Annotated in this window: 11 protein-coding genes; 4 read left to right on the forward strand and 7 right to left on the reverse strand. The window is 58.8% G+C overall.

From position 1 onward, the window contains the following. Window positions 1–30: 30 nt before the first annotated feature. From AC3WMV_RS17995 to AC3WMV_RS18010, 4 genes are all read right to left on the reverse strand, one after another. Window positions 31–1,446 carry an OprD family porin gene (locus AC3WMV_RS17995; RefSeq protein WP_027610814.1) on the reverse strand — a complete coding sequence of 472 codons (1,416 nt, stop codon included), beginning with the start codon at window positions 1,444–1,446 and terminating at the stop codon, window positions 31–33. Between the two features lie 175 nt (window positions 1,447–1,621). Next, window positions 1,622–3,220 (reverse strand): ABC transporter substrate-binding protein, encoded by a 1,599-nt coding sequence (locus tag AC3WMV_RS18000; RefSeq protein WP_027610815.1) that lies wholly within the window; start codon window positions 3,218–3,220, stop codon window positions 1,622–1,624. A 302-nt stretch (window positions 3,221–3,522) separates the two neighbouring features. Next, a complete protein-coding gene (locus AC3WMV_RS18005) occupies window positions 3,523–5,148 on the reverse strand; it encodes an ABC transporter substrate-binding protein (protein ID WP_007966695.1) in 1,626 nt (541 codons plus the stop codon). A gap of 260 nt (window positions 5,149–5,408) precedes the next feature. Continuing rightward, a complete protein-coding gene (locus tag AC3WMV_RS18010) occupies window positions 5,409–7,010 on the reverse strand; it encodes an ABC transporter substrate-binding protein (RefSeq protein WP_103370550.1) in 1,602 nt (533 codons plus the stop codon). An 899-nt stretch (window positions 7,011–7,909) separates the two neighbouring features. Here AC3WMV_RS18010 and AC3WMV_RS18015 point away from each other — a divergent pair. After that, window positions 7,910–8,272: a DUF6124 family protein gene (locus AC3WMV_RS18015; protein ID WP_103367776.1), complete on the forward strand. Its 363-nt coding sequence runs from the start codon at window positions 7,910–7,912 to the stop codon at window positions 8,270–8,272. Between the two features lie 172 nt (window positions 8,273–8,444). Here AC3WMV_RS18015 and AC3WMV_RS18020 read toward each other — a convergent pair whose 3' ends face one another. Next, a complete protein-coding gene (locus AC3WMV_RS18020) occupies window positions 8,445–9,164 on the reverse strand; it encodes an SIMPL domain-containing protein (RefSeq protein ID WP_027610819.1) in 720 nt (239 codons plus the stop codon). Window positions 9,165–9,576: 412 nt separating this feature from the next. On the opposite strand from AC3WMV_RS18020, the gene AC3WMV_RS18025 reads away from it, so the two are divergent. Both AC3WMV_RS18025 and AC3WMV_RS18030 read left to right on the forward strand, forming a co-directional pair. Continuing rightward, window positions 9,577–10,839 carry an ATP-binding protein gene (locus AC3WMV_RS18025; protein ID WP_027610820.1) on the forward strand — a complete coding sequence of 421 codons (1,263 nt, stop codon included), beginning with the start codon at window positions 9,577–9,579 and terminating at the stop codon, window positions 10,837–10,839. After that, window positions 10,832–11,392 (forward strand): response regulator transcription factor, encoded by a 561-nt coding sequence (locus AC3WMV_RS18030; protein ID WP_003221630.1) that lies wholly within the window; start codon window positions 10,832–10,834, stop codon window positions 11,390–11,392. The genes AC3WMV_RS18025 and AC3WMV_RS18030 overlap by 8 nt, the downstream gene beginning before the upstream one ends. A 71-nt stretch (window positions 11,393–11,463) precedes the next feature. Here the strand turns inward: AC3WMV_RS18030 and AC3WMV_RS18035 are convergent, their stop codons facing one another. Next, window positions 11,464–11,793 (reverse strand): hypothetical protein, encoded by a 330-nt coding sequence (locus tag AC3WMV_RS18035; RefSeq protein ID WP_103367777.1) that lies wholly within the window; start codon window positions 11,791–11,793, stop codon window positions 11,464–11,466. A gap of 270 nt (window positions 11,794–12,063) precedes the next feature. Here AC3WMV_RS18035 and AC3WMV_RS18040 point away from each other — a divergent pair, with 270 nt between their 5' ends. After that, complete coding sequence (locus tag AC3WMV_RS18040) at window positions 12,064–13,791, forward strand: ABC transporter ATP-binding protein/permease (protein ID WP_027610822.1); 1,728 nt, start codon at window positions 12,064–12,066, stop codon at window positions 13,789–13,791. A gap of 123 nt (window positions 13,792–13,914) precedes the next feature. Here AC3WMV_RS18040 and AC3WMV_RS18045 read toward each other — a convergent pair whose 3' ends face one another. Continuing rightward, window positions 13,915–15,126: a response regulator gene (locus tag AC3WMV_RS18045; protein WP_103367778.1), complete on the reverse strand. Its 1,212-nt coding sequence runs from the start codon at window positions 15,124–15,126 to the stop codon at window positions 13,915–13,917. Between the last annotated feature and the right edge of the window lie 97 nt (window positions 15,127–15,223).

Genomic DNA, 15,223 nt, shown 5'->3' on the forward strand with positions numbered 1-15,223 from the left:
CGTCATGAGTCAGCCGTCGGTTGGCGGTTTTTACAGGATGTTGAACGGGATGGTGGTCACGAGACGGAACTCGTTGATGCTGCCATCCAGCTGGTTTTCACTGGCACGGTGTGCGGTGTAGGTTGCGCGTATTGCGGTAGCCTTGAGCGGCCCGCTTTGCACGGCGTATGCAGCACCGATCCCGTATTCGTAGTGGTGTTCGCCATCCATCGCCAGCACGCTGTCGTAAGCGCCGCCTTTGTAGTGAGTGCCGTCGATGCCCCAACCACGAGCGCTGTAGATGTTGAACTTCAGGCCTGGCACGCCATATTCAGCCATGTTCAGACCGTAAGCGACCTGGAAGGATTTCTCGTTCGGGCCGTTGAAGTCCGAGAGCAGGGAGTTGGCCAGGTAAATACCGTTGGTTTCGTGCAGATAGTCGAAGTACTCGTTACCGTTAATTTCCTGGTACGAGAAGGTCAGGCTATGGGCCTGGTGAGTCAGGCCCAGCGACAGCGAGTAGGTATCGTTGTCGATTTCGCCCAGCTTCTTTTTGCCTTCATCGACGGTCTTGTAGTAGTTCAAACCGGTGGTCAGGCTGAGGATCTGGCTATCGCCCAGCTCGTGGGTGGCGCCGAAGTAATACTGTTTCCACATATCTTCAGCCTGAGTTGCCCACAGGCTGGTTTTCAGACTGGCAAACGGCTGGTAGGAAATACCAGCGGTGTTGACGTGATCAATTTCAATGAGCGTGTCAGCATATTCGGAGCGGAACTTGCGCTGGCTTTCTTCCATACGTGGCGAGTTCTTGTCGAACGTAGCGATGTCGAAGGTCAGGTTTTCCAACTCTTCGCTGTGCAGGCTGACACCTTGGAAGCTCGAAGGAAGAGCGCGGTTGCCGATCACATCGACCATCGGGCTGCTGAAGTTTTGGCGGCCGGCGGTCAGAGTGGTATTTGAAACCCGCGCCTTGATGTTGGCCAGACCCAGTTTGCTCCACTGTCCCTCCGCATCGCCACCATCTCGGGTCAGGGTCCGGTTGTTACCGGAGGCGACGTTAGGAATCGGCGCCCCACCGACGTTTGCAGCGAGGTTTTTGCGGTCACGCTCAAGAGCTACAGCGTTATAGACCGCCACTTCAGTGCTGATGCCGACAGTACCTTCGGTGAACCCCGAGTTGTACTTGAGAATCGTGCCTTGTACCCAGTTGATCCGGCGATCAGTAAGTTCGGTTGTACCGTTTTTTTGGTACTTGAACTTGGCACCACGTTTCAATTGCTCATTGGCGTACCAGTTACGCGTCGTACCGGTAATCGACTGTCCTTCGACGAAGCCGGTCGCTTCAGCCTGGGCGCTCTTGGTGTTGACGGTCACCGGGGTGAACGCCTGGCTTTGGGTTTCCGCATAAGCCGTAGCGGTGACGCTGCTGATGGCCAGGGCCAGTATCGCGGTGCTGCTCAGTTTCATGGGTGAAGCTCCTTTACTTTCTTTTTATGCCGGCTTTTTTGGGTGGGCCGGTTATTGGTTTAGAACTCATTTCACACATCGCAAACGTTTGCAAAATGCCGGATCGGCGAATTTCGGCAAAGCGCTTGCGTGAGGGGATAGACGGTCCCCTCAGCGTTGCGGCTAATCGGTTGGGTTAATCGATACTGACGCCCGAGAACACATTGCGACCGAAGGGGCTGACCTTGAAGCCTTCAACCCGGGCGCTTAACGGCTGGTTGACCGTCGAGTGGGCGACAGGTGTGATCGGCACTTGCTGCTTGAGCAACTGCTGCGCCTGTTTGTAGAGCGTGGTGCGCTGGTCGCGATCGGTGACGACCTTGGCCTCTTTGATCAGCTTGTCGTACGCCGGATCGCACCACATGGAATAGTTGTTGCCGCCAATGGCGTCGCAGCTGTACAGGGTGCCCAGCCAGTTGTCCGGGTCCCCGTTGTCGCCGGTCCAGCCGATCAGGCTGATATCGTGCTCGCCATTCTTGGTGCGCTTGATGTACTCGCCCCATTCGTAGCTGACGATCTTCACTTTCAGACCGATTTTCGCCCAGTCTGCCTGGAGCATTTCGGCCATCAGTTTGGCGTTCGGGTTGTATGGACGCTGTACCGGCATCGCCCACAGGGTGATCTCGGTGCCTTCTTTCACGCCGGCAGCCTTGAGCAGCTCGCGGGCTTTTTCCGGGTTGTAGGCGGCGTCTTTGATGCTGTCGTCGTAGGACCACTGGGTCGGTGGCATGGCGTTGACCGCCAGTTGCCCGGCGCCTTGATAAACAGCGTTGAGAATCCCCTGTTTATTCACCGCCATGTCCAGCGCCTGACGTACTTCGAGCTGGTCGAAGGGCTTGTGGCGCACGTTGTAGGCGATGTAGCCGAGGTTGAAACCCGGCTTGGAAATCAGCTGCAGTTTCGGGTCGACCTTCAGTGCTTCGACATCGGCAGGGCGTGGATGCAGGGTGATCTGGCATTCGCCGGCCTTGAGCTTCTGCACGCGTACCGAAGCGTCGGTGTTGATCGCGAAGATCAGGTTCTTCAGCTTGACCCGGCTCGGATCCCAGTAGTGCTCGTTACCGGTGTAACGGATATTCGAGTCTTTCTGATAGCTCTTGAACACGAACGGCCCGGTGCCGACCGGCTTCTGGTTGATGTCGCTCGGCTTGCCTTCGGCCAGCAGCTTGTCGGCGTATTCGGCGGACAGGATGGCAGCGAAGCTCATGGCGATGTTCTGGATGAACGCGGCGTCGACGCTGTTGAGCGTGAACTCCACGGTCAGCGGCCCGGTCTTTTCGACCTTGGCAATGTTCTTGTTCAGGCTCATCCCGTTGAAATACGGGAATTCGGTCGGATAAGCCTTACGGAATGGCTGTTGCGGATCGAGCATGCGGTTAAACGTGAACAGCACGTCGTCGGCGTTGAAATCGCGCGTTGGTTTGAAGTACGGCGTTGTATGAAATTTCACACCTTCACGCAGGTGAAAGGTGTACTTGAGACCATCCTCGGAAATATCCCACTTGGTTGCCAGTCCCGGTACGACGTTGGTCGCGCCTTTTTCAAACTCGACCAGGCGGTTGTACAGCGGCTCGGCGGCATCGTTATCGGTGGCCGTCGTGTATTGCGCGGTATCAAAACCCGCCGGGCTGCCTTCGGAGCAGAACACCAGGCTGTTGCTGGCGGCGTAACTGGCGGACGTGGCGGCCAACAGGCCGGCGCCCAGCAGTGCGGAAAAAACCAAGGTATGGCGCATGACGCTCCCTCTTTTTTGTAGTGTTGTTCAATGCACCGCGGTCCCGTCCAGGGACGTTGAGGTGGCATCGAGCTCAATCCAGCACGTACGGCAAGCCGGTGGCACACGCAGAAACTGGTCAGAACCCGACGGTAGGGGCCGTGGGGCTGGCAGTAAATGCGTAATTGCCTGAAAACTCGTAGGAAAAGTCGACACGTCCTATGCCACTGCAGTCATCCGCAGCGGAATTGGCTGTAGGCAAATTCCTGACTTCCCGGCAGCTAAAGCAAGGGCGACGTCATGAACGTCGCCCTTGCAATGGCTTAATTGCTGACGCTGACGCCGTAGAAGGAATTCAAGCCGAATGGGCTGATCTTGAAGTCCTGCACGTTGGCGCGCATGGGTTGATACACCGTCGAGTGAGCGATAGGTGTCATTGGGACTGCATCTTTGAGGACGTGTTGCGCCTGTTTGTACAGTTCGGTGCGCTTGGCCTGGTCGGTCGTGCGCTTGGCTTCCTTGACGAGGCCGTCGAACTTCTTGTCGCACCACTTGGAGAAGTTGTTGCCGCTGAGCGAGTCGCAGCCGAACAGCACGTTCAACCAGTTGTCCGGATCACCATTGTCACCGCTCCAGCCAATGATCATGGCCTGGTTCTCGCCACCTTTGGAGCGCTTGATGTACTCGCCCCACTCGTAGCTGGTGATCTTCACGTTCAGGCCGATCTTCTTCCAGTCGGACTGGAGCATTTCAGCCATCAGCTTGGCGTTCGGGTTGTACGGACGCTGCACCGGCATCGCCCACAGAACGATCTCGGTACCTTCCTTGACGCCAGCTTCCTTGAGCAGCTGTTTGGCTTTCTCAGGATCGTACTTGGCGTCCTTGATGGTGGTGTCGTAGGACCACTGGGTCGGTGGCATGGCGTTGACGGCCAGCTGGCCGGCGCCCTGGTAAACCGAATCGATGATCTGCGGCTTGTTCACCGCCATGTCCAGCGCCTGACGTACGCGCAGGTCAGCCAGCGGGTTAGCCTCGTTGCTGCCCTTGACCTTGTCCATCACGTTGTAGGCGATGTAGCCCAGGTTGAAACCGGCCTGGTCAGGCATCTTCAGGGTCTTGTCGGCCTTCAGCGCCGCGAGATCCGCCGGACGCGGGAACAGGGTGACCTGGCATTCGTTCTTTTTCAGTTTCTGGATACGTACCGACGGGTCGGTGGTGATGGCGAAGATCAGGTTGTCGATCTTCACGTCATCCGGCTTCCAGTAATCCTTGTTGCCGGTGTAGCGGATGTTCGAGTCTTTCTGGTAGCTCTTGAACACGAACGGACCAGTGCCGATCGGCTTCTGGTTGATGTCGGCAGCCTTGCCTTCCTTGAGCAGCTGGGCAGCGTACTCGGCGGACTGGATCGAGGCGAAGCTCATGGCCATGTTCTGGATGAACGCGGCGTCGACTTCTTTCAGCGTGAACTTGACGGTGTGGTCGTCGACTTTATCGATCTTGGTGATGTTGGTGTCCATCCCCATGTCGGTGAAGTACGGGAATTCGGTCGGGTACGCCTTACGGAACGGGTCATCCTTGTTAATCATGCGATTGAAGGTGAACAGCACGTCGTCGGCGTTGAACTCACGAGTCGGCTTGAAATACGGGGTGGTGTGGAACTTGACGCCTTCACGCAGGTGGAAGGTGTAAGTCAGGCCGTCCGGGGAAATGTCCCAGCTGGTGGCCAGGCCCGGGATAACGGCGGTGCCGCCACGCTCGAACTGGCTCAGACGGTTGAACATGGTTTCGGCTGAGGCGTCGAAGTCGGTTCCGGTGGTGTACTGGCCTGGATCAAAACCGGCCGGGCTCCCTTCGGAGCAGAACACCAGGTTAGTCGCAGCGGATGCGAAAGGTGCGGAGGCTAACAAGCCTGCGCCGACTAAAAACGGAATGACCGCGTGTTTAAGCATGTTGGCCTCATGATTTGTTGTCATTTTTTAATATTGAGGTACGACCTCGTGAGTCGTGCCTGCGGATACTTATGCAGGGGCCATACCCAATGCAAGATCCAGAGTGTGAGCGAGCGTTAAACGGTGGCACGTACGTACCTTAATGTCGCATCTGTATAACTTTTGACGCATTTGACCGTTTGCGGGTGGATTTTACGGTGCAAACGAAGCCCCAAAACGGTGCGCCGGTCACGTTGTGCGCGCCGCATTGGGGCTCGGTGTTACTTATTTATACCCACGCCGTAGAAGGGCGTAAGGCCAAACGGACTGATCTTGAAGTTGGTCACTTCCTTGCGCAGCGGCTGGAACACCGTGGAGTTGGCGATCGGGGTGATCGGCACCTGCTGTTTAAGGATCAGTTGCGCCTGTTGATACAGTTTTACCCGTTGCGCCTTGTCAGTGGTCACCTTGGCCTGCTGCACCAGTTTGTCGTAGGCCGGGTCGCACCACTTGGCGTAGTTGCTGCCCTTGACCGCGGCGCAGCTGTAGAGCACGCCGAGCCAGTTGTCCGGGTCGCCGTTGTCACCTGTCCAACCATAGATCATCGCGTCGTGTTCGCCATTTTTCGCACGCTTGATGTACTCGCCCCATTCGTAGCTGACGATGTTGGCCTTGATGCCGATTTTCTCCCAATCCTGCTGGATCATCTGCGCCGACATGCGTGCATTCGGGTTTGAGGCGCGCTGCACCGTCATCGCCCACAGGTTGATGGTGGTACCCGGCGCAACCCCGGCTTCCTTGAGTAGCGCCTTGGCCTTCACCGGGTCGTACGGCGCGTCCTTGATGTTCGGGTCATACGACCATTGCGCCGGCGGCAAGGCGTTCTGCGCCAGTTGGCCGGCACTCTGGTAAACCGCTTTGATGATCGCCGGTTTGTCGATGGCCATGTCCAGTGCCTGACGGACCTTGAGCTGGTCCAATGGCGGGTGAGTGGTGTTGTAGGCAAGGAAGCCGAGGTTGAAACCGGGCTGCTTGAGCACGCGCAGGTTCGGGTCTTGTTGCATCACTTCGATGTCGGCCGGGCGCGGGTAGCCGCTGACCTGGCATTCGCCGGCCTTGAGTTTCTGCAGGCGTACGGCGGCGTCGGGGGTGATCGAGAAGATCAGGTTGTCGATTTTGACGTCTTCGGGTTTCCAGTAGGTCGGGTTGGCGGCGTAGCGGATCTGCGAGTCTTTCTGGTAGCGCTTGAATACAAACGGGCCGGTGCCCACCGGCTTCTGGTTGAGGTCGGCGGCTTTGCCTTCCTTCAACAGTTGCGCGGCGTATTCGGCCGATTGCACCGAGGCGAAGCTCATGGCGAGGTTTTGCACGAATGCGGCGTCGACGTTGTTGAGGTTGAAGCGCACGGTCTGGTCGTCGATTTTTTCCACCGATTTGATCGTGGTGTTCAGGCCCATGTCGGTGAAGTACGGGGACTCGGCGGGGTAGGCCTTGCGAAAGGCGTTGTTCGGGTCGAGCAGGCGCTGGAAGGTGAAGAGGACGTCGTCGGCGCTGAAATCGCGGGTCGGGGTGAAATATTCCGTTGTGTGGAATTTCACGCCTTGCCGTAGGTGGAAGGTGTACTGGAGGCCGTCCGGGCTTACGTCCCAGTTGATTGCCAGGCCGGGTTCGACTTCGGTGCCGCCGCGCTGGAATTGGGTGAGGCGGTTGAAGACGGTTTCGGCGGAGGCGTCGAAGTCGGTGCCGCTGGTGTATTGGCTGGGGTCGAAGCCTGCCGGGCTGGCTTCGGAGCAGTAGACCAGGGTTGTGGCGGCATTGGCGATCGGGGTGGTTGTGGCCAGGGCCAGGGAGATCAGGAGCGGTTTGAGGGTGGATCTTGGCATGGAGTCCCCGGGTCGATTGGAGGTGGTTGTGTTTTCAGGGTAGCGGGGATTTGGGTCTGTTCGGAAATATCGTTTTTCCTGTTGGGGTGTCTATCTCGGTATATGTGGCGGCTTTTGTCGGGTACATATCCGTTGCTGCGGTAACGGCGGCTTGGGGTTCCGCCCTTACGGCGGGTCACTTTTTACAAACGCCTAAAAAGTAACCAAAAACGCTTGCTCCTGCGTTCGGCCCGCTCGCTGGGGCTCGGGGTTCCTTCGCTGCGGGATCGATCCGGGCGCAGCGCCTCCGGTTTGCTTCGCTGCACCTCCTCTCGCTGTGTTTGGCTGCGCCAAACGGTCGCTGCGCTCCCACCCCCGGATCAATCCCTCCACTCAGCCTTCCGACGTCGCCCGTGGATCAAGATCAAAAGCGGTACTCGAGCTAACGCTCATCGTGTGAGTGGTGAAAAGCGGGTGCGGCGACTGGCTAAGTGGTGGCGGCCTGACAGCCGACCAATCTCTAACGGCCTGCACGCCATCCACTGTGGGAGCGGGCTTGCTCGCGAAGAGGCCCGTCCAGTCACCTGATAAAATTGGCTTGTTTAAAGTCGTTTCAAATAACCAGAACCTTCCCACAAGGTTTTCAGGTTGTCCCTCGGACGCCAGCTCTCTAGCCTTGAACTGTCGCTGAAAACTCAGCGATCGGGTGTGAGAACCCGCAGGAACTGTTAATCCACAATCAGTACCACCATAATTGCCGCCAGCATTTCTGCTGCTGCAATGTTCTATGGCGGCTGTGTGCGGGCGGGCTTCGGTCCGGCCGGGCTTGTTCCTACCGGTTTCTCACCCCGCACATTGCTGCCACCACTCCGCCGCGTGAGAAACGGCGAGTGAATGGCTATTGACCAGGAACGCTAACAATGTCCAAACCCGTCCCAGATCCACCGCTCGAACCCACAACCCCACTCACCGAAGCCCTCCACGCCGAAGACCTCGCGAAAAACCGCGAAGCGATCAAACGCGCCCTCGATTTCTACCTCAGCCCCGAAGCTACAAAACCGCGCCCCCCGAGTTCGATGTTCCTCGTCCATCCGGGCATCGACACCGAAAGTCTGCTGGCCCACGCCTGTGAATCCCTGGCCTCGGCCAACACCATGGCCAGTGATTTCGCCGATCAGCTCAGTCGCCCGCAGCGCAATACGGCGCTGGCGATTCAGCAGATCATCATGCTGGCCGAGTTGGCGGTGAATCGGGCGCTGGATCGGGTTGATCCGCAGGCTTGAGACCGCGTCATCGTTCATCGCGAGCAAGCCCGCTCCCACAGGGGGAATGCATTTCAAACTGTGGGAGCGAGCCTGCTCGCGAAGGCGTCAGATCAAACAACACAAATCCCGGGCACAAAAAAAACCGGCGATCATTCACTGATCGCCGGTTTCTCATTCAGCCCACATCAACTCACTGCATCAGCACTTCGATCGAGCCATCGGCGGTCAGGCTGACCTGGCTGGTGCCGGCTTCAACTTCTGGCGTGACCGGTGCCGAATCCGCCATGCCGGCGGCTTTCATCATCATCGGGGCGCGCATGTACGGTTGTGGATAACCGTTGCTGTTGAGGTTCAGGTTGACGATTTTGTACCCCTTGCCGCCCAGTGCGTCAGTGGCCAATTGCGCGCGGGCCTTGAAGGCGCTGACGGCTTCTTTCAGCAACTTGTCCTCGCTGGCCTTGCGGGTCGGCTCGGCGATGGCGAAGTCCATGCCGCCCATTTTCAGGTCGGTCAGCAGTTCGCCGGTGAGTTTGGACAGGGCGGCGAAGTCGGCGCTTTCCAGGCGCAGTTCGGCGCGTTCACGCCAACCGGTGATTTTCTGGCCCTTGGTGTCGTAGATCGGGTAGCTGTTGCGGCTGCCCTGGCGCAGGGTGATGTCTTTGACTTGCTTGGCCTGGGCCAGTGCCTTGTTCATGGTGGTGCTGACGTCGGCGGCGAGTTTGGCCGGGTCGGTGTTTTGCGCTTCGGTGTAGAGCGTCACGATCATCAGGTCGCGGGCCACTTCCTGGCTGACTTCGGCGCGCAGGGAAATCTGGTTGTAGTGCAGCTCATCGGCGGCCAGCGCCGGAAGGCTGGCGATGCTGCCGACGGTCAGGGCGAGAAGGGCGGCGCTGCGGCGAAATGTGTGCATGAAGGCTCCTTGAATAATGCGCAGGTGTTGGTTCGTCCCTGCGTGAAACCATCAGACTCTAGCTTCTGTGATCCGGTTCGCCCAGTTACAACTTCTATACAGATGCGCCGGATTAGCCAGGGAGTGTTTTTGTGGCGAGGGGATTTAGCGAAACGTCGCACCGCCCCGATCGGCTGCGAAGCACTCGCAATTCAGCGGATGCGGTCTGCCTGTGAAAAGCGGATTGCAGGTTTTGGGGCGGCTTCGCCACCCATCGGGGATAAATCCCCTCACCACATTGATCTCGAACAGTCGCGGGAGTAGCCCAATTTACCGCCAACGCCATGTGGTCATTTGCCGCACTTTCGCCTCTCAAAGGCGCGGCTTGGTTATACTCCGTGCGATCCGCCTGGAGCGCTCATCAGGAGAGCTCATGCTCGCCCCCGTACAACTGACTTCCGCCACTCGCCAGAACCTCTGGCGGCTGACTTTCATTCGCACCCTGGTGCTCGCCGCGCAGGCCGGTTCCGTCGGCCTGGCCTACTGGCTGCAACTGCTGCCGTTGCCGTGGGTGCAACTGGCGATGACCCTCGGCTGCTCGATTCTGCTGTGCGTGTTCACTGCCGTGCGACTGCGCACTTCATGGCCGGTGACCGAGCTCGAATACGCCCTGCAACTGGCCTGCGATCTGGTGATCCACAGTGCGTTGCTGTATTTCTCCGGCGGTTCGACCAACCCGTTCGTTTCCTACTACCTGGTGCCGCTGACCATCGCGGCGGTGACGCTGCCGTGGCGTTATTCGGTGATTCTGTCGGGTATCGCGCTGGCGCTGTACACCGTGATGCTCACGCGTTTCTATCCGCTGGAAACCCTGCCGGTGGCCCGCGAGAACCTGCAGATCTACGGCATGTGGCTGAGCTTCGCCCTCGCTGCTGCGGTCATCACCTTCTTCGCTGCGCGCATGGCTGAAGAGCTGCGCCGTCAGGAAGAATTGCGCGCGATTCGCCGCGAAGAAGGCTTGCGCGATCAGCAATTGCTCGCCGTCGCCACTCAGGCGGCCGGCGCCGCGCATGAACTCGGCACGCCGCTGGCGACCATGAGCGTACTGCTCAAGGAGATGCAGCAGGATCACCCCGACGCGATGCTGCAAGACGATCTGAAGGTGCTGCAGGATCAGGTCAAACTCTGCAAAGAAACCCTGCAGCAACTGGTGCGTGCCGCCGAAGCCAACCGCCGTATGGCCGTGGAAATGCAGGACGTCACCCAATGGCTCGACGAAGCGCTGAACCGCTGGCACCTGATGCGTCCGGAAGCCAGTTATCGCTTCCAGCGTCTCGGCCAGGGCACAGTCCCGCGCATGGCCCCGCCGCCTGATCTGACCCAGGCGCTGCTCAATCTGTTGAACAACGCCGCCGACGCCTGCCCGGAAAATCTCCAGGTGACGCTGGACTGGGATGCGGAAACCGTGACCATCAGCATTCGTGACCACGGCGCCGGTGTGCCGCTGGCCATCGCCGAGCAGATCGGCAAACCGTTTTTTACCACCAAGGGCAAAGGTTTCGGCCTGGGCCTGTTTTTGAGCAAGGCCAGCGTGACACGCGCCGGCGGCTCAGTGAAACTCTATAGTCATGAGGAAGGCGGCACGCTCACCGAGCTGCGCCTGCCCCACGGCGCCCGAGGAGACCAACATGAGTGACGAAATCCAAGTCGAAGGCGAAGAACTGCCGCATTTGCTGCTGGTCGACGACGACGCGACCTTTACCCGGGTGATGGCCCGTGCCATGGCCCGCCGTGGCTTTCGCGTCAGCACCGCAGGTTCCGCCGAAGAAGGCCTGACCATCGCCCAGGCTGACCTGCCGGACTACGCCGCGCTGGACCTGAAAATGGACGGCGACTCCGGCCTGGTGCTGCTGCCCAAACTGCTGGAGCTGGACCCGGAAATGCGCGTGGTGATCCTCACCGGTTATTCGAGCATTGCCACCGCGGTCGAAGCGATCAAGCGCGGCGCCTGCAACTACCTGTGCAAACCGGCCGACGCCGATGACGTACTGGCCGCGCTGCTCTCTGAGCACGCCGACCTCGACAGTCTGGTGCCGGAAAACCCGATGTCGGTCGATCGCCTGCAGTGGGAGCACATCCAGCGTGTGCTGACCGAACACGAAGGCAACATCTCCGCGACTGCCCGTGCCTTGGGCATGCACCGCCGCACCCTGCAGCGCAAACTGCAGAAGCGCCCGGTTCGTCGTTGAAAGGTTTTCTGGCCAAATGAGCTGGACTGAATGAAACAGGCGCTACCCTGCATTAGGGTAGCGCCTTGGGCTCAAGGTACAACCGTGAAGTGCGTTGGTGGCGATGTGTAATGCCATTCGCCCAGAGTTCCGTTGCATTGTGCGTAGAGTTTCTTTCCTACCCATTGTTTCAAGATAGCTTTTGATACCGGGAGAATGACCTTGTTCTGATTACCGACTTGTCGGTTGATTTCAGATTTGGTGTCGTCATAACCGATCCAGGCAACATCGATAATTGCCTCACGGTTATCGGACCAGAATATGAATGTAGCCCCCGAATCACTCAGCTCACTGATAGACAGTTCGCCCTTCTTGATCGAATCGCTGGTTGGAGCATTAAGCGGGTTGTCTTCTTTGTTCATGACCAATTCCTTTCGTTGTCAGAGGGGTAACCTGCTCTCCTGATTCACAGCGAATTCCTTGCAGGAGGCCAGCCCAGTTGATCAGCCTGAATCGCCCCCCTCTACTGTCAACTCTGACAGTCCCGATGAACGGTACGTGCGCTCGCGGCGATACTGAAACCCCCATCAATCTGAACAATCCCTGAATGAGCCAGTCCCACTCTGGCGATAAAACGAACCGATCAACTATGATCGGTGCGTGTCTGTTCTTTTCTTTATCGAGCCTTTTCCATGAATCAGAACGCTGAATATTCCGCGGTCAACGATGCTGTGCGCGGGCAGTTTTTTCGCAAGGTGTGGGCGATCATCACGCCTTACTGGCGCAGTGAAGAGAAGGGCAAGGCCTGGACGCTGCTGATCGCGGTGATCGCGCTCTCGCTGCTGAGCGTGGGCATCTCGGTGTGGTTCAACACCTGGTACAAGGATTTCTACAACGCGCTGCAAAAGAAGGATGAGGCGGCGTTCTGGCGCTTGATTCTGTATTTCTGCGGCATTGCGGCGGTGGCGATTGTCGGTGCCGTGTACCGGCTGTATCTGACCCAGATGCTGACGATTCGCTGGCGGGCCTGGCTCACCGAAAAGCATTTTTCCCGTTGGCTTGCCGACAAGAATTACTACCAGCTGGAGCAGGGCGGTTACACCGATAACCCGGACCAGCGGATTTCCGAAGACCTCAATAACTTCACCTCCAACACCCTTGAACTGGGGATCGGCCTGCTGCGCAATATCGTCAGCCTGGTGTCGTTCTCGATCATTTTGTGGGGCGTGTCGGGCAGCATCGAAGTCTATGGCATCACCATTCCCGGCTACATGTTCTGGTGCGTGCTGGTATACGCCGTGGTGGGCAGCTGGCTGACGCATTTGATCGGTCGTCGCTTGATCGGCCTGAACAACCAACAACAACGCTTCGAAGCCGACCTGCGTTTTTCCATGGTGCGGATTCGTGAAAATGCCGAGAGCATCGCGTTGTACAACGGCGAACCGAATGAGAACCGTCGCTTGAGCAACCGTTTCGGCATGGTCTGGCATAACTTCTGGGACATCATGAAAGTGTCCAAGCGCCTGACATTTTTCACTGCCGGTTACAGCCAGGCTGCGATCATTTTCCCGTTTATCGTTGCGTCGCCGCGTTACCTCGCCGGCAAGATCGAACTGGGTGAGCTGATGCAGATCAGCTCGGCATTCGGCAACGTCCAGGAGAGTTTCAGCTGGTTTATCAGTGCGTATCAGAGCCTCGCGTCCTGGCGTGCCACCTGTGATCGTCTGCTGAGTTTCCGTCAGGCCATGACCGATAACGAACAGCGCACCCCGGCCATCGATGTGCAGAATCAGGGCAGCGAACTCAAAGTGCACAATCTCGGCCTGGACTTGGCTGATGGTCGTCACCTGCTGACCAATGCCGACATGACGGTGGAGCCGGGCGAGCGGGTGATGCTCAGCGGCCGATCCGGCAGCGGCAAGTCGACGTTGCTGCGAGCGATGGGGCATCTGTGGCCGGCGGGCCACGGCAACATCCGGCTGCCAGCGGCGCGCTACCTGTTCCTGCCGCAGAAACCGTATCTGCCGATCGGCACCTTGCGCGAGGCCTTGAGTTATCCACAACCGGGCGATACCTACGCGCCAGAACGTTACGCGCAGGTGCTGGAAATCTGCCGGTTGCCGCATCTGGTTGCGCGTCTGGACGAAGCCAATCACTGGCAGCGCATGCTGTCGCCGGGTGAGCAGCAACGCCTGGCTTTCGCCCGCGCCATGCTTTATGCACCGCAATGGCTGTACATGGACGAAGCGACGTCGGCGATGGATGAAGAGGATGAGGCAACGTTGTATCAGGCGCTGATCGATCAGTTGCCGGGCCTGAGCATCGTCAGCGTCGGCCATCGCAGCAGCCTGAAGCGTTTCCACCCTAGACATGTGCGGATCGACAGCGGGCATCTGGTGGAGCAGGCCGTGACCGCTTGATCACCACAACCCCCTGTGGGAGTGGGCTTGCTCGCGAAGGCGTCTCTTCAGTCGACAAATCGGTTGCCTGACACACCGCCTTCGCGAGCAAGCCCGGCCCCACAGAGTTTGTGAAAAGTCAGGTTATTTACGCATCCGCATCAATTCCGGCAGCCCGATCTTCAGCAGCCGTGCCGTACGACTCCTGGCCAGTTCCTCAACGCCCTCATGCTCGGTCAGACGGGCCATCTGCGCCGCCATGTTCATCACCAACGCTTCACGGGAGTAAACCCCGCCACCGAGTTGATAGACCGACGCAATCAACTCTCGCAGCTCCAGCGGCAAGCGCCAGCGTGTACGCAACGCCGAACCGTAGGCCGCGCCAAATTCCGCCAGCGCATCACCGATTTCCTCCCACTCATCCAGCTCACCACCAGCCTGCTTCCACTCCTGCAAACAACGCAGCAACGCCAGATCGCCAAGCCGATGCAGCATGCCCGCGCAGTAGCAGCGCTCCTGATCCAGATCAAGCAGGCGCGCCAGGGTGCGGGCGTATTCGGCGGTGTGCAGCGACAGGCCCCAATAGCGCTCGGCGTAGTCCGCCAGGCACGGGTCACTGAGTCTGGCGCTGCGTTTGAGCGCCAGGCCGAGGATCAGGTTCATGCTCTGTCCGGTGCCGAGGCGATGCAACGCCTGCGCCAGGGTCTGCACCGCCGCGCCATGATGCTGTGCCGCGCTGTTGGCGGCCGCGATCAGCACGGCGGTGATCTGCGGATCGGTGCGGATCTCTTCTTCCAGAAGCTTCAGGTCGAGGCCATTGGGGTTGAGGCTGCGTTTGACCGCCACTTGCACATCGGTCATCAATGGCGCGCCGTCGGCCTGCTCGCGACGCCGCTCAAGGAACACCGACAAGGTCATGCCCGGCGCCAGCGTCGGCACTTCGCAGAACACCTCTTCACCCGCATTCAGCAGCAAACCCTGCAGCCGCTCGGTCAGACTTTCCATGTTCAGCGGTTTGGTCAGATAGGCCGTCGGGGCCAACGGGATGGCTTCGCGCACGCTGGCGCTGTCGTTGCGACTGCTCATCAGAATGAACGGCAGCGGCGGATTGCGTTTGCGCTGGCGCACGCTGCGCAGCACGCTCAAGCCATCGATACCGGGCAACTCCCAATCGACAATGGCCAGGTCATAAGGCACTTCGCTGAGTAACGACATGGCTTGCTGGCCATCGGCACACAAGTCCAGCCGCGCATCACAGCGCACGTTGAGCAACACTTGTTTAAGCAGGTCACGAGACCACGGATCGGCCTCGGCAATCAGCACTCGGGGTACGGCGGGTAAATCAACGGCGGTCATGCGCGCTCTCCCTTGCAATGCCTGAACCTTAGCCAATGCCGGCCTATCGATACAGCGCAAAAGCGTTTGATGTGTATCAGGGGCATAAAAAAACCCG

This window comes from Pseudomonas sp. FW305-3-2-15-E-TSA4, from assembly GCF_058787295.1.